This window comes from Pseudomonas sp. A, assembly GCF_056270345.1.
Genome location: NZ_CM149873.1, coordinates 4,244,404 through 4,259,778 on the forward strand (window position 1 = coordinate 4,244,404; position 15,375 = coordinate 4,259,778).

Below are 15,375 nucleotides of genomic sequence, written 5' to 3' on the forward strand. Positions count from 1 at the left end.
CGCTTCCACGCATTCCCGTGGGAGCGGGCTTGCCCCGCGATGGGACGAGGCTCAAAGCTCGCCGTAGATCCGCTCCACCTGAGCCCGGGCATCGGTCGCCTGGGCCAGCGCCTCGAGGTACAGCCCGCGCGCCTCGATCAGCGTGCGCTGGGCATCGAGCACATCGAGGAAGGCGAACTTGCCCATCTCGAAGCCGCGGGTGGCGGTGTCCACCGCCTGCTGGGCGGCGGGCAGGATGGTGCGGTCGTAGGCCTGGACCTCGCCCATGGCCGTGCCCCACTGCTCCAGGGCGCTGCGGGTTTCGCTGCGCAGGCGCAGATCCACGGCGTTGCGCAGGTCGCGGGCCTGGTCGGCGCGGCGGGCGGCGGCCAGCACGTTGCCCTGGTTGCGGTCGAACAGCGGCAGCGGCATCGACAGCCCGACCACGTTGACCCGCTCACGGTCCTCGCGGCTGTACTGGCTGCCGAGGCTGACGGTCAGGTTGGGGATGCGCTGGGCCTTCTCGGAGCCGAGGCTGGCATCGCCACGCTCGATCTGCGCCGCGGCCAGGCGCCACTCGGCAGTCTGCTCGACCTTGGCCAGCAGGCGCTCGGTCTGCGGCGCCGGGCCAGGCGAGAGGTTGCTCGCGTCGAGCCGGTCGAAGCGGGCCTCGGCACTGCCGGTCAGGCGCGCCAGGGCCTGGTTGGCCACGCCACGTTCGGTGCGCGCCCGACGCACCGCCGCCTCGGCCTGGGCCAGCTGGACCTGGGCGCGGGTGGCCTCCACCGGCGAGGACTGCCCGGCCCGCACCCGCCCGTCCACCACCCGCAGGCCGCGTTCGGTCAGCGCCTGCGACTGTTGCGCCAGCTCCAGCGCGGTCTGTGCCCGCAAGGCGGCATGGAAGGCCTGGATCACCTCGGCGCGCAGGCTGTTGCGCTGGCGCTCGAGCTCCAACCGGGCGATCGCCTGGCCGGCCTCGGCGACTTCGATCCGCGCGCCGCGCTTGCCGCCCAGCTCCAGGGCCTGGCTGAGGGTCACGGTGGTGGTGCTGGTGTCGCGGCGGGTGTCCTCGACTTCCCAGGACAGCTCGGGGTTGGGAATCAGCCCGGCCTGGCGGCGCTCGCCCTCGGCGATGCCGATCTCGCGGCCGATGGCGGCGAAGTCCGGGTTCTGGGCGAAAGCGGCGTCGAGCGCCTGCTCCAGACTCAGGCCCTGGGCACCGGCAGGGCCGGCCAGCAACAGGCAGAGCAAGGCGATCTTGCGGGGGATGGGCACGGCGGAAGTCCTCGTCGACAAGCGGCGGAATGCTTTGGCGAGGGACTTTAGGCAGCGGTGGTTATCGGGGGGGTGGCGGGAAGATTACAATTTTGTAATCAAGGGGTGCCGAGGGTGGATCGTCTTGAAATGAGGGTCTTTGAGGGTGTTCGACGTTAGAGTTGCAGCGCCTGTGAGATCGAGCGCCGCCCGCGCGGCGCATCGCGACGCAAGGCCGCTCCTACATTTGTTTCGGGCCAATCCCTCCTGGGCCATCACCTGGTCCGCCTTGTTGATTCGACGCGATTTCAATGTGGGCACCACTGCCGCCTCACCTATCTCAAGACATGCACCAAGGCGGGCAACCATGGCCTGACAGGTTCGGCACGTTGCAACAAATGTAGGAGCGGCCTTGCGTCGCGATGCGCCGCGCGGGCGGCGCTCGATCTCATAGACGCTGCAACACTTTCGCCAGGCACCTCTGCGCCATCACGCCATCAAAACCACCTGCAAACACTTGCTATCAGCCCAACGCCGAAATACTGTATGCATGAACAGTAAAATCGGATTACCCCATGCAGCTCATCGCCAAGCTCGGCATCCTCGCTGATGCCGCCAAGTACGACGCGTCCTGCGCCAGCAGCGGCGCCCCCAAGCGCAGCTCCCGTGGTCGCGACGGCCTCGGCGCCACCGACGGCATGGGCATCTGTCACAGCTACACCCCCGACGGGCGCTGCGTGTCGCTGCTCAAGGTGCTGCTGACCAACTTCTGCCTGTACGACTGCCAATACTGCGTCAACCGCCGCTCGAGCAACGTGCCGCGGGCGCGCTTCAGCCCCGAGGAAGTGGTGCGCCTGACCTTGGACTTCTACCGGCGCAACTGCATCAGCGGCCTGTTTCTCAGCTCCGGCATCATCCGCTCGGCCGACTACACCATGGAGCAGCTGATCCGGGTGGCGCGCCTGCTGCGCGAGGAGCATGGCTTTCGCGGCTACATCCACCTCAAGACCATTCCCGACGCCGACCCGCTGCTGATCGAGGAAGCCGGGCGCCTGGCCGACCGCCTGAGCGTGAACATCGAGCTGCCCACCGACGCCAGCCTCGAACGCCTGGCCCCGGAAAAACGCGCCAGCACCATCCGCCAGGCCATGGGCGTGATCCACCACGGCCAGCAGGCCGTCGCCGGTGAACCACGGGCACCACGCTTCACCCCCGCCGGGCAAAGCACCCAGGTCATCGTCGGCGCCGACGCCACCGACGACAGCGCCCTGCTGCGCAACGCCGAGTCGCTGTACCAGGGCTACGGCCTCAGGCGCGTCTACTACTCCGCCTTCAGCCCGATCCCCGACAGCCCGTCCAGCGTGCCCCTGGCGGCCCCGCCGCTGCTGCGCGAACACCGCCTGTACCAGGCCGACTTCCTCCTGCGCGGCTACGGCTACAAGGCCGGCGAACTGCTGGGCGAAACCGGCAACCTGGCCCTGGACATCGACCCCAAGCTGGCCTGGGCGCTGGCCAACCGCGAGGTGTTCCCGCTCGACGTCAACCGCGCCGAGCCGGCCCTGCTGGCGCGCATCCCCGGTATCGGTCTGCGCAGCGTGCAGCGCCTGGTGGCCCTGCGCCGTGAGCGGCGTATCCGCTACGACGACCTGATTCAGTTGCGCTGCGTGCTGGACAAGGCCCGCCCGTTCATCGTCACCAGCGACTACCGCCCGGCCCAGGCCGAGCTGCGCAGTGGCCTGCTGCGCGCCCGCCTGCGTGAACCCCAGGCACCGGTGCAGATGGGCCTGTGGGGATGATTGCGCTGGATTGCGGCGACGACTTCGCCACCTGGCGCGACCAGGCGCGGCAACTGCTCGGCCATGGCATCGACCCGGCCACGGTGACCTGGGGCCAGGCACGTATGGACGACCTGCTGGCCGTGCCCACGCCCCTGCCCGTCGGCCCCGGCCCGTTCCGCGCCCGCGTGCCGGCGGCGCTGCTGGCCCAGCTGGAACAGGCCGGTCGCTACCGCGGCGAGCAGCGCTGGAACCTGCTGTACGAAGTACTCTGGCGCGTCGCCCACGGCGATCGCACCGCCATGCTCGCCGGCGACCGCCTGGGCAGCGAGATGCAGCGGCGCATCCGTCAGGTCGGCCGCGAAGCCCATCACCTGCATGCCTTCGTGCGCTTCGTGCCGCTGCCCGAGGCACTGGCCGAACAACTGCAACTGGACCTGGTCGCCTACCACGAACCTGCCCACGACATCCTCGACAGCGCTTGCGGGCATTTCGCCGATCGCCTGGGGCGCCAGCGCTGGTTGATCGCCACGCCCCTCGATGGCGTGCGCTTCGACGGCCAGCACCTGGACTACCAGCGCCAGTGCCCGCAGGCGTGGCAGCAATGGGCGCGCAACGCCGAAGACCCCGGCGCCGAGCTGTGGCTGGCCTACTACCGGCACACCTTCAACCCCGCCCGGCTCAACCCCGGTGCGTTGCGCCAGCACCTGCCCGGGCGCTTCTGGCGCCACCTGCCGGAGGGCCCGCTGATCCCCGAGCTGGTCGGCCAGGCGCGACATGGCAAGCAGCGCGACGGGCAGGCACTGGAGGTCGGGCGTCAGCGTGGCAAACGGATTACGGTGGCTGATCCACTGCCATAACCGTCACCTGCAGGAGATCGCCCAGCCCTTCGTGCTGCGATATCCCACAGGGAACAGGGTTGCCAGCATCACCATCGTGGGAGCGGGCTTGCCCCGCGAAGCGGTGTATGGCACCGGCATAGCCGGTGATCCGGGCGGTGCGGCGTTCCGACAAGCCCGCTCCCACGGGTATGACTCCACAAGAAATAACTCAATCGAATTGAATTTTTGAAAAATTCATCAATTCAGATTCGGATGCATTGTTACGAGCCTGATAATCCGACACACTTATTGCTAATTATTCTCATAAGCACTAGCAATAAGGATAAAGCCCGGCATGTCACCGCACCTCTCCCCTCACCGTTTCACGCCCAGCCGCAACCTGCTGGCCATGGCCATCTGCATGGCGACCCTCACCCCGGCGCTGGCCGAGGAGCAAGCGCCGGCCGTGATCGAGCTGGGCGCCACGGCCATCAACGACAGCAGCCTGGGCAGCACCACCGAGGGGTCGAAGTCGTACACCACCGGCTCCATGTCCACCGCCACCAAGCTGCCGTTGACCATGCGCGAAACGCCCCAGGCGGTGACCGTGATCACCCGCCAGCGCATGGACGACCAGGGCATGACCAGCATCAATGACGTGGCCAGGTACACCCCGGGGCTGTTCCTCAACCAGTCCAACGGCCCGGGCCGGCAGACCTACAAGGCCCGCGGCTTCGACGTCGACAACATCATGTACGACGGCATCCCCAGCGCCTACACCGGCTGGGTGGTCGGCGCCCAGCCCAACCTGGCGATGTTCGACCGGGTCGAGGTGGTGCGCGGCGCCACCGGGTTGGTCACCGGTTCCGGTACGCCTTCGGCGGCCATCAACCTGGTGCGCAAGCGTCCGCTGGCGGAACAGAAGGTCACTCTCACCGGTGCCGCCGGCAGCTGGGACAACTACCGCGGCGAACTCGACGCCTCCAGCCCGCTCAACGACAGTGGCACCCTGCGCGGTCGCGTGGTGGCCTCGTACCGCGACGCCAACGGCTTCCGTGACGGACAGCAGGAAGACCACGGGCTGTTCTACGCGATCACCGAGGCCGACCTGGGCGAGGACACCACCCTGACCCTTGGCCTGTCCCACCAGAAGGACAAGACCAACGTGTTCTGGGGCGCGATCCCCACCGACCTGAACGGCCATCACCAGGACCTGCCCCGTTCGTACAACCCGGCCACCGACTGGGAGGTCAAGGACCAGGAGATCAACACCCTGTTCGCCGAGCTGCGCCAGCGCCTGGCCAATGACTGGAAGCTGCAGGTCAACGCCATCTACAGCGAACAGAACGCGCTGTTCCGCGGCTCCTACCAGTCGCGCTGGGACCTGGCCAAGCCGCTGAGCCGTACGGTCTACCAGTCGGCCCACGACGAGAACCAGCTGGGCCTGGACACCTTCGCCAGCGGCCCGTTCGAGGCCTTCGGCCGCACCCACGAGCTGGTGGTGGGTGCCAGCAAGCGCATCTACGACATGACCGAGCGCAACTACAGCCCCTACGACCTGGACTACCCCATCGACGGCGGCAAACCGGACTTCCTGCACACCAGCAGCAGCCGCTACCTGATCAACCAGGAAGGCGTGTACACCACCACCCGCCTGAGCCTGGCCGACCCGCTCAAGCTGATCCTAGGCGGGCGCCTTGACTGGTACGACTACGACCAGCGCGGCAGCAACGAGGGCGACTACAAGGTGACCCGTAACGTCACCCGCTACGCCGGCCTGATCTACGAGCTGGACGAGCACCACTCGCTGTACACCAGCTACACCGACATCTTCCAGCCCCAGGACAACAAGGACCCCAGCGGCACGCCGGTGCGGCCGATCGAAGGCAAGAACTACGAGGTGGGCATCAAGGGCGAGTACTTCGACGGCGCGCTCAACGCCAGCCTCGCGGTGTTCCGCATTGATCAGGAGAACCGCGCGGTCGAGGTGGACAAGAGCCTGTGCCGGGCCGGTCAGTTCGCCTGCTACGAGGCCTCCGGCGAAGTGCGCAGCCAGGGGATCGACTTCGAGGTGCAGGGCGCGCTGACCGAGCAGTGGCAGATCGGCGCAGGCTATACCTATGCCCGCGTACACACGGTCAAGGACGCCAAGAATCCAGAGAAGGTCAACAAGCCGTTCGAGTCCGACACGCCGCAGCACCAGTTGAAGCTGTTCACCACCTACCACTTCCAGGGCCCGCTGGAGAAACTGCGGGTCGGTGGCGGCGTCACCTGGCAGAGCCGCATGTACAACGACTTCACCGTGGCCGACGGCGGCAGCTACCGCCTCGAGCAGGGCGCCTACGCCGTCACCGACCTGATGGCCGGCTACGCGGTCAACCAGCACCTGGACCTGCAGCTCAATGCCAACAACGTGTTCGACCGCAAGTACTACTCGTCGATCTCCAAGTCGGTGAACTATGGCAGCGACACCTTCGGCGATCCGCGCAACCTGATGCTGACGGCCAAGTACAGTTTCTGAATCCCGAGGCGCAGGGACGCGCCTCCAGGCCTCACGCGCTCCCCCTGTAGGTGCGGCCTTGCCGAGGCGTCGGACCGGCCGGAAAGGGCCGCGTAGCGGCCCCAGGATTTCAGCGTTGATACAAAGATCGCCGGGGCCGCTTTGCGGCCCATTCGCGGCACAAGGCCGCTCCTACAGACATCAGGCATGTACCCAACGCCGATGCAGCCCGCGCGCCAGGGCATCGAGCATGAACCCCAGCACCCCGATCAGCAGCACCATCGCCATCAGCTCCGAGTAAGCCAACCGGTCACGGGTATCGAGGATGAAATAGCCCAACCCGGCGCTGACACCGAGCATCTCGCACGGCACCAGCACGATCCACAGGATGCCGATGGCCAGGCGCACGCCGGTCAGCACATGGCCGATCACCCCGGGGATGATCACCTTGCACAAGGTCTCCCAGCGCGTGGCGCTGAGGCTGCGGCTCAACTGCAGCCAGCGCGGGTCGAGCTGGCGTACCCCGGCAGCGGTGTTCAGCAGGATCGGCCACAGCGCGGCGAAGGCCAGCAGGAAGTAGATCGGCTGGTCGCCCACGCCCATCAGCATAACCACCACCGGCATCCACGACAGCGGCGAGATCATGCGCAGGAACTGGAACGCCGGCGTGGTCGCCGCCTCCAGGTGACGGTAGCTGCCCACCAGCAGACCCAGCGGTACGCCGATCAGCAGCGCCAGCAGCAGGCCGACGAGGATGCGCTTGAGGCTTACCCAGATATGCCCGTAGACCTCGCCCTGCCCCAGCAGCTCTACCAGGCTTTGCAATGTGGCCTGGGGCGAGAAACGCGCCGACAGGCCATCGGCGGCGCCGAACAGGCGCACGCCCGCCCACCACAACAACAGCAGCGCCGCCAGGCCCGCCAGGCCCAGGGCGCCATGCACGACATGCCTGCGCATCAGACCGCGAACTCCTCGCTACGCTGGAAGTTCTCGGCGATGCCGAACGCTGTCGGGCCACCCACGGCGGCGATGGCGTTGCGCACGAAACGCTCGTCCACCAGGTCACGGGCGGTCTGCGCCGGGTCCAGGGCGGCGAGGAAATCGCTCTCGCCGACGATCAGGGTGTTCTTCAGGCGCTTGACCAGTTCCTCGGTGTAGCTGGGGAACGGGTAAGGCTGGAAGTCGATGCGCTTCTCGTCCCATTGCTGGTGCTGGATCGCGCCGCTGGCGATGTAGCCGGCGCGGTCTTCGGCGGAAGGCGCCAGCACCTTGGTCAGCACCGCCGGCTCGTGCGGGGTGTACTTGTTGGGGCCGGCCTTGGACAGCAGGGCTGCGGCCTCGGCGCGGTGTTCGCGGGTCCACTGCTGGGCCTTGACGATGGCGTTGACCACCTTCTGCGACCACTCAGGACGGTTGTTCAGGTCGTGCTCGTGCATGAACACCACGCAGCAGGCATGGTTGCGCCAGACATCCCCGGTGAAGCGCTGCACGCGGCCGACCTTGAGGTTCTCGGCCAGGGCGTTGAACGGCTCGGCAACGATGTAGCCGGCGATGCGCTTGCTGGCCAGGGCCGGTGGCATGTCCGACGGCGGCAGCACCAGCAGGTTGACCTCGTTGTCCGCCAGTTGCGCATCGGCCGGCTTGGACACGGGCTTGAGGCCATTGTCGGTGAGCATCTGTTGCAGCACCACGTTATGGATCGAGTACCAAAACGGAATCGCCACGGTCTTGCCGCCGAGCTGCTTCATCTCGGTGATGTCCGGGGCCACGGTCAGGCCCGAGCCGCCGACGTGGTTCCAGGCCACGACCTTGGCCGGCACCTTGCTGCCGTAGCGCGCCCACACGGTCATTGGCGACAGCAGGTGGATGACGTTGACCTGGCCAGAGATGAATGCCTCGATCACCTGCGCCCAGCTGCGCAGCAACACCGGGCGCTCGGCCTTGATGCCCTCGGCCTCGAACAGGCCGTTGTTGTGCGCCACCAGCAAGGGCGTGGCGTCGGTGATCGGCAGGTAGCCGATGCGCACCGGCGCGTCCGGCTCGGCGGCGGCGCGGGCCTGCAGGCTCGACAGTAGCGGCACGGCGCCGGCGGCGGTGAGCATGGCGCTCAGCTTGAGAAAGTCGCGACGGGACGTCGTGGAACAGCAGTCATCCATGCACATGGACAGCCTCCGAGGGCAAGGGGAATGGAGTGGGTTCGGCTGTGCGGCTTGCCCGCCGAAGGGTTTTCAGTATCTCGATGCGCAGCGCGCCCAGTTCCTCGACCCGCTGCGCGCGGGGCTGCGGCAGATCGATGTGCCACTGGCCGAGGGTGCGCGCCGGGTGGTTGCCCAGTAGCAGCACGCGATCGGACAGCAGCAGGGCTTCGTCGATGTCGTGGGTGATCAACACGGCGGCGGTGTTGTGGGTGGCGATCAGCTGCAGCAGCAGTTGCTGCATGTCGGCCCGGGTCACCTCGTCCAGCGCGCCGAAGGGTTCGTCCAGCAACAACACCTCGGGCTGGCGCGCCAGGCAGCGGGCCAGCGCGGTGCGCTGGGCCATGCCGCCGGACAGCTGCGCCGGGTACTGGCCACGGGCGTGGGCCAGGCCCACCGCGTCGATGGCGTGGTCGATCCGTGCGCGCCGCTCGGCCGCCGGCAGCCTGGGCTGGCGGGCGAAGTCGAGGCCGAAGGCGACGTTCTTCTCAAGGCTCAGCCAAGGCAGCAGGCTGGGGTCCTGGAATGCCACCGCCAGGCGCGGATGCGGCCCCTGCAGCGGCTCGCCGCGCAACTGCACGCTGCCGCCACGGGCCTGCTGCAGGCCGGCCAGCACGCGCAGCAGGCTGGACTTGCCGACCCCGCTGGGGCCGAGGATGCTGACCACCTCCCCCGGCGCCAGCGCCAGGTCGAACTGCTCCAGCACCGCCTGCCAGCCACCCTCGCGCGGGTAGCCCAGGCTGATGTCGCGGGCTTCGAGTAGCACGTCGGTCATGCAGAGGCCGCCTGGCGTTGCAGCTCGGCGCGCAGTTGCACCAGGCTCGGGGTGACGATCGGCACGAACGCCGACTCGCGCCAGCGGCGGGCGAAGCCCTCGCCGTAGGCGGTCAGGTAGGCCTTGCCACCGCTGGCCTGCAACTCCAGCTGCACGGCGTCGGCGGCGCATTCGGCGAGGGTGATGCGCAGTTTGAACAAGGCGGCCGGCTGGCTCTGGAAGCGGCCGTCGAGCAGCCCCTGCTTGAGCTCGGCGACGGTGTTCTCCAGACGCTCGGCGAGCACCTGACGCGCCTCATCGAGGAACGCGCCACGCCCCTGCAGGTGTGCCTGTGCCTCCTCCAGGGCGCGGCGAGCCAGGCCGATGGCCATGCCGCACTGCAGCGCCAGGAACGCCGGACGCACCCTGGGCAGGAACTCGCGGGCGTTGTCGTGCAGCAGCCAGTCGCGGGCCAAGGGTACCTGGTGGAAGGCCAGCGCCGCGGTGTTGCTCGATTGCAGGCCCATCAGTTGCAGGTCGTCGGAGCGTTCCAGGCCCGGCGCGTTCGACGGGATGGCGACCACGAACGGCGCGCCACCGGCGTCATCCTCGATAGCCGCGGCCACCACGAAGCCGCGCTTGCGCAGGTTGGTCACCCAGTGCAGGCGCCCTTCCAGGTTCCAACCGTCGCTCGCGGCGCGGCCACGCACCTGCAAGGCCTCGATGCCGGAAAGGAACTTCATGGCGTTGGACAGGCCGGTGGCCCCGGCCAGTTCGCCCTTCAGCAGGTCGGGCAGCAGCCGTTCGCACAGCGCCCGGTTAGGGCTTTGCAGCAGGTATTCGATGAAGGCGCGCTGGCCCCAGCAGACAAAGGCCGCGGCCAGCGAACGGCTGGCGATGGCGGCGATGGCCTCGACCGCCGCGCTGACGTCGCCACCCGAGCCGCCCAGGGCCGGGGCGACGCCGATGCGCAGCAATTGCGATTCGGCGATATGCGCCAGCACCAGGTGTGGATCGCACTGGCCCTGGTCGATGGCCTCGGCATTGGCATCCAGCCATTGTCGAAATGCATGATCAAGCATGTCCCTACTCCTGTTGAAACGCCGGACGCGCCGGCATCAGGCCTTGATCAGGCCGAAGGCTGCCAGCGATACTTGCCGAGCTCGTCGTTGAGCGGCGTCTGGGCGAACACATTAGCAAAGTTGCACAGGGTTGCGAGGCTCACGCCGAGAATCACTTCCAGGGCGTTGCCTTCGCTGAAACCGGCGTCACGGAATGCCTGATAGGTGGCATCGCCGACGTTGCCGCGGGTGGCGATCACTTCACGGGCGAATTCGGCGAGGGTCTCGTAGCGGGCGTCAGGCAGCTCGCCGCGGGCACGCAGGGCATCGACTACTTCCTGGGGCAGCTTGGCCTTGTTCAGCGCCACGGCGGTGTGGCCGGCGACGCAGAAATCGCAACCGTGCTGGGTGGCGGCGATCAACTGCACCACCTCGCGCTCGGCCAGGGTCAGCTCGGACTTGCCGTTGAGCGCCGAGACGGTAACGTAGGTTTCCAGCGCCGCCGGGGCGTTGGCCAGGATGCCCAGCAGGTTGGGGATGAAGCCGGAGTTCTTCTGCGCGTTCTCGAGGAATGGGCGGGCGGCTTCCGGGGCGGTCTGCAGGCTGTGTAGAGTGATGCGTGCGGACATGGAGTGGTCTCCTTTGATGTAGGTCGCTACAGTCTGTTGGTTATAAGAAGTAGCATCCATATTCATCAGTCGCCTTTCCTTGCTCCAGAGTCCTTGCATTAGATGATTTCTTCCAGCCCCCTCGTCGATTGGTTATTAGAGAGTCTGGAGCTCGACGCCAGCCTGTTCCATGTCGGCCGCTACTGCGGGGGCTGGCACGCCAGCACCCAGGGCATGGGCCGGGCCAGTTTCCACCTGGTGGTGCAGGGCCATTGCTGGCTGCATATCGATGGCCAGGCGCAGCCGCTGCGCCTGGAGAGCGGCGATGCGGTATTCCTTTTGCGGGACCTGGCCTATCGACTTTCCAACGACGAGGATGCCGCCGACGCCTGTGCCCAGCCGCGCCGGAGCATGCAGGCGCTGGACCTCGAAGCGGGCGACGGCGTGGGGCTGGTGTGCGGGTTCTTCCACTTCCAGTCGGGGTTGTCGTCACTGATCGTCGACGGGCTGGCGGACTGGATCCTGCTGCGCGCCAGCGAGCCGGCCGGCAGCGCGGCGCGGGCGCTATTCGGGCTGATCCTCGAGGAATGCCGTCGCCCGCAGCCCTCCCAGGCGCTGCTGGAACGCCTCACCCACCTGCTGTTCCTGTATGTGCTGCGCCAGCAGGTGCACGCCGGCCACTCGCTGGGCGGGCTGGTCGCCCTCGCCCGCCAGCCGGCCTTCGCCGGCTTGCTGGAACGCTTGATCGAGGAGCCGGGGCAGGCCTGGACGCTGGAGAACATGGCGGCCTGCACGGGGCTTTCGCGCTCGGCCTTCTTCAAGCGCTTCAACGAGTTGGCCGGGCAATCGCCCGGGCAGGTACTGCTGGCGCTGCGCATGCGCCATGCCTGCCAGTTGCTCAAGGCGGGCAATACCGTCGAACAGGTGGGCGCGCAGGCGGGGTATCAATCGGTGGCGGCCTTTACCCGGGCGTTCGCCAAGGCGGTCGGCGTGCAACCCGGGGCCTATCGCAAACAGCAGGGTGCTGGCTGAGGAACATGCCCCTCACGCCCTTCGCTGCATCCAGGCCGCCCCCAGCCCGCTGAGGCAGATCACCGCAATGCCGACCAGGCTCGTGCCATCCGGGACCTGGCCGAACACCACCAGCCCCAGCAGCCCGGCGAACACGATCTGGCAATAGCTGAACGGCGCCAGCAATGCCGGTGCGGCATGGCGGAACGCCTGGGTCAGCAACAGGTGCGCGGTCATCCCGCAGCCGCCCAGCGCCAGCATCAGCGGCACATGGGGCCATTGCGGCACCTGCCAGAAGAACGGCACCAGCGCCGTCAGGATCAGGGTGTTGCACAACCCCGCATAGAAGTTGCTGGTGGTTGGAGTGTCGTGGGCGGCCAGCTTGCGCGTCAGCAACTGGTAGAAGCAGAACCCCAGCGCCGAGCCGAAGGGGAACAGGATGGCCGGAGTGAACATCGCCCCGCCCGGGTGCACCACCACCAGCACACCGATGAAGCCCATCACCACCGCCAACCACTGCCCCGGCGTCACCCGCTCCTTGAGCAGCGGCACCGACAGCGCGGTGACCAGCACCGGCGCGAGGAAGTTGACCGCGGTCGCCTCCGCCAACGGCAAGTACTGCAAGCCGGCGGTAAACAGCAGGCTGGTGCTGAGCAGGCTCAGCGCGCGTAGCGTCTGCAACAATGGCCGGCGGGTACGCAGCACCGCGAGGCCCGCCTTGGGCAGGAAGATCCCGGCCATCAGCAGGGTGTGCACCAGGTAACGCACCCAGACCACCATGATGATCGGGTAGATCCCACCGAGGAGTTTCGACAGTGCATCGTGGCTGGCGAACAGGAAGGTGGCCACCACCACCAGGGCGATGCCACGCAGCGGCTGGTTGACTCCGGACAGCGGCGAACTGGAACTCATGAGGCTCTCGGGCGATGGCCCCGGCATGGTGCCGGGGCATGGGCGGATTCTAGAAGAGAACCCGGGGACGCGACAAAGCCTTGTGGTCCAACCGGTACATTTTGTTCGCTGATCGACCACTTTTGCCGAATGCCTTGCGGATTCTGTAGGAGCGGCCTTGTGCCGCGAAAGGGCTGCGCAGCAGCCCCAGGATTCAGCATTGCTGCAAAGATCGCATGGGCCGCTTTGCGGCCCTTTCGCGGCACAAGGCCGCTCCTACAAGGGCGTGCAGAACCCGTCAGGACCGCGGCATCACCTGCGTCAAGCGCTCGCTCGCCGGTGCCGGTCGGCCGTACAGGTAGCCCTGGAAATGCGAGCACCCCTCGGCCAGCAGACGCTCCATCTGCTCGGCCGACTCCACCCCTTCGGCCGTGGTCTTGATCATCAGGCTGTTGGACAGCTCGGTGATGGCGCGGATGATCGACATCGCCTCGCGGCTTTCGCACATGTCGTGGACGAACGACTTGTCGATCTTGATCCGGTCGAAGGGGAACGAGCGCAGGTAGCCGAGCGAGGAATACCCCGTGCCGAAATCGTCGAGGGAAATCGACACACCCAGATCCTTCAATGCCCGCAGGGTGCGCACGTTCTCCTCGCTGTTGCCCAGCAGCACCGACTCGGTGATCTCCAGCTCCAGGCGCGTGGCCGGTAGTCCCGAGTCAGCCAGGGCCAGGGCCACGGTGTGCACCAGGTTGGCGTTCTTGAACTGCACCGCCGACAGGTTGACCGACACCGTCTGCGCGGTGCCCCAGCTGGCCGCCTCCTGGCATGCCAGGTTCAGCGCCCGGGCGCCAATCTCGTGGATCAGCCCGGTCTCCTCGGCGATGGGGATGAAATCCATGGGCATGATCATGCCGCGGCTCGGGTGCTCCCAGCGCAGCAGGGCCTCGTAGCCGGTGACGCTGGCGCTCTGCTGGTCCACCACCGGCTGGTAGTGCAGCTGCAGCTGGCCCAGGTGCAGCGCGGTGCGCAGGTCGGTCTCGACCAGGCGGCGCTGGCGGGCGGCGACATCCAGTTCGACATGGAAGCACTCGTAGCGGTTGCGGCCATTGCGCTTGGCCTCGTACAGGGCCATGTCGGCGTAGCCCAGCAACTGCTCGGCCTGGTCGTGGTCGTCGGGCGCGACCGCCACGCCGATGCTCACCCCCACGCTGAACTGGTGCCCTTCGATATGGAACGGCGGGCAGATCGCCTCGATCAGGCGCTGGGCAGTGTTACGCGCCGCGTCGCCGGTCTCCAGGCCCGACAGCACCACGGCGAACTCGTCGCCACCGAGCCTGGCCAGGGTGTCGTGCTCGCGCAGCTCGCGGCGCAGGCGCTTGCCCAGGGCGCGCAGCAGCTTGTCGCCGAAAGCGTGGCCAAGGGTGTCGTTGATGTTCTTGAAGTTGTCCAGGTCCAGGCACAGGGCGGCGGTCAGCTTGTCGCTGTCCTCGCCGCGCAGCAGCGCCTGCTTGAGACGCTCGTGGAACAGGGTACGGTTAGGCAGCCCGGTCAGCGCGTCGTGGTGGGCCATGTGATGGATCTGGGCATGGGCGGCCAGTTCCTCGGTGGCGTCCTCGGCGACGAACAGCACGTAGTCCCCCTGCCCTTCGCGGTTGTCGCAAAGCGTGGCCCGGCTGCGCAGGGTGCGCGGCCCCGTGGCGGTGTCGACCCGGGTTTCGGCGGCATAGCCCTTGGTACTGCGCGCCCCGCGCGCCAACTGCTGTTCGAGGTAGTCGACGGCCGCTGGCACCAGGCACTGGCCGGGCAGCTGGCCGACCATGCGCGTGCCCTGGCGGCCAAACAGGTGCTCGGCCTGCTGGTTGGCCAGGAGGATCTGCTGACTCTGCAGGTCCTGGACGATGACGCTGGCAGGAATGTTGGCGATCACCGAGTCGAGGAACTGCGACAGGGTGGTCATCTCCTGGCTGTACTGTTCGGCCAGCTCCTTGGCCTTGAGCAGCTCCAGCTCATGTTGGCGGCGCTCGGAGATGTCGCGGGTGATCTTGGCATAGCCGATCAACTGGCCGCTGTGTTCGTCCTTGATCGGTTCGATCACCACGCTGGTCCAGAAGTGCGAACCGTCCTTGCGCTGGCGTAGTCCTTCGGCCTGGAAGCGCCCCTCGTTACGCGCGGTGTCCAGGCTGAGCGCCGGCAGGCCGGCATGGCGGTCCTCGTCGGTATAGAACACCGAGAAGTGCTGGCCGATGATCTCCTCGGCCTGGTAGCCCTTGGCCCGCTGCGCGCCCGGGTTCCAGTTGGCGACGATGCCCTCGGGGGTGAGCTGGTAGATGGCGTAGTCCGCCACACTCTGGATCAACAACCGGTACATCATGTCAGGATTGGCGGCGAGCGGCATGGGAATGACCTGACTCCTTCACAGCAGGAATAGGAAACCTCCGGACCGTACGTCGGAACAGTCCGAAATAACGAAGTGCTGGCATTATGCCGCTCGACGCAGGGTTTTTGTGAAGTGCGTCACAAAAA

The 15,375-nt window shown here is 67.3% G+C and carries 12 protein-coding genes; 4 read left to right on the top strand and 8 right to left on the bottom strand.

Annotation, left to right across the window (positions count from 1 at the left end; translation table 11 throughout):
• Positions 1–51 precede the first annotated feature (51 nt).
• Positions 52–1,254 carry a TolC family protein gene (locus tag AC0MAZ_RS18800; RefSeq protein WP_475858831.1) on the bottom strand — a complete coding sequence of 401 codons (1,203 nt, stop codon included), beginning with the start codon at positions 1,252–1,254 and terminating at the stop codon, positions 52–54.
• Positions 1,255–1,808: 554 nt separating this feature from the next.
• Between AC0MAZ_RS18800 and AC0MAZ_RS18805 the strand changes: the two genes are divergently transcribed.
• The 3 genes from AC0MAZ_RS18805 to AC0MAZ_RS18815 all read left to right on the top strand — a co-directional run bounded on the left by AC0MAZ_RS18805 (position 1,809) and on the right by AC0MAZ_RS18815 (position 6,350).
• Positions 1,809–3,029 (top strand): putative DNA modification/repair radical SAM protein, encoded by a 1,221-nt coding sequence (locus AC0MAZ_RS18805; protein ID WP_028691821.1) that lies wholly within the window; start codon positions 1,809–1,811, stop codon positions 3,027–3,029.
• On the top strand, positions 3,026–3,868 hold the full coding sequence (locus tag AC0MAZ_RS18810) for a TIGR03915 family putative DNA repair protein (RefSeq protein ID WP_203652363.1): 843 nt from the start codon (positions 3,026–3,028) through the stop codon (positions 3,866–3,868). The genes AC0MAZ_RS18805 and AC0MAZ_RS18810 overlap by 4 nt, the downstream gene beginning before the upstream one ends.
• Positions 3,869–4,184: 316 nt before the next feature.
• The gene (locus tag AC0MAZ_RS18815; RefSeq protein ID WP_232855546.1) at positions 4,185–6,350 is read left to right on the top strand and encodes a TonB-dependent siderophore receptor; all 2,166 of its coding nucleotides are present in this window, start codon (positions 4,185–4,187) and stop codon (positions 6,348–6,350) included.
• Between the two features lie 180 nt (positions 6,351–6,530).
• Here AC0MAZ_RS18815 and AC0MAZ_RS18820 read toward each other — a convergent pair whose 3' ends face one another.
• From AC0MAZ_RS18820 to AC0MAZ_RS18840, 5 genes are read right to left on the bottom strand one after another with little or no spacing between them, the layout of a single operon-like run.
• Positions 6,531–7,286, bottom strand: coding sequence for an ABC transporter permease (locus tag AC0MAZ_RS18820; RefSeq protein ID WP_232855547.1), 756 nt, complete (start codon positions 7,284–7,286; stop codon positions 6,531–6,533).
• Entirely contained in the window at positions 7,286–8,491 is a 1,206-nt protein-coding gene (locus AC0MAZ_RS18825) for an ABC transporter substrate-binding protein (protein WP_232855548.1), read from the bottom strand. Before AC0MAZ_RS18825 ends, AC0MAZ_RS18820 begins: the two co-directional genes overlap by 1 nt.
• Positions 8,478–9,299 carry an ABC transporter ATP-binding protein gene (locus AC0MAZ_RS18830; protein ID WP_232855549.1) on the bottom strand — a complete coding sequence of 274 codons (822 nt, stop codon included), beginning with the start codon at positions 9,297–9,299 and terminating at the stop codon, positions 8,478–8,480. Before AC0MAZ_RS18830 ends, AC0MAZ_RS18825 begins: the two co-directional genes overlap by 14 nt.
• Positions 9,296–10,360, bottom strand: coding sequence for an acyl-CoA dehydrogenase family protein (locus AC0MAZ_RS18835; RefSeq protein WP_232855550.1), 1,065 nt, complete (start codon positions 10,358–10,360; stop codon positions 9,296–9,298). Before AC0MAZ_RS18835 ends, AC0MAZ_RS18830 begins: the two co-directional genes overlap by 4 nt.
• 47 nt (positions 10,361–10,407) lie before the next feature.
• On the bottom strand, positions 10,408–10,968 hold the full coding sequence (locus AC0MAZ_RS18840) for a carboxymuconolactone decarboxylase family protein (protein WP_475858832.1): 561 nt from the start codon (positions 10,966–10,968) through the stop codon (positions 10,408–10,410).
• 102 nt (positions 10,969–11,070) lie between these two features.
• Here AC0MAZ_RS18840 and AC0MAZ_RS18845 point away from each other — a divergent pair, with 102 nt between their 5' ends.
• Positions 11,071–11,979: an AraC family transcriptional regulator gene (locus AC0MAZ_RS18845; protein ID WP_232855552.1), complete on the top strand. Its 909-nt coding sequence runs from the start codon at positions 11,071–11,073 to the stop codon at positions 11,977–11,979.
• Positions 11,980–11,991: 12 nt separating this feature from the next.
• Here AC0MAZ_RS18845 and AC0MAZ_RS18850 read toward each other — a convergent pair whose 3' ends face one another.
• Complete coding sequence (locus AC0MAZ_RS18850) at positions 11,992–12,870, bottom strand: DMT family transporter (protein ID WP_232855553.1); 879 nt, start codon at positions 12,868–12,870, stop codon at positions 11,992–11,994.
• A gap of 277 nt (positions 12,871–13,147) precedes the next feature.
• A complete protein-coding gene (locus AC0MAZ_RS18855; protein WP_232855554.1) occupies positions 13,148–15,247 on the bottom strand; it encodes a putative bifunctional diguanylate cyclase/phosphodiesterase in 2,100 nt (699 codons plus the stop codon).
• Between the last annotated feature and the right edge of the window lie 128 nt (positions 15,248–15,375).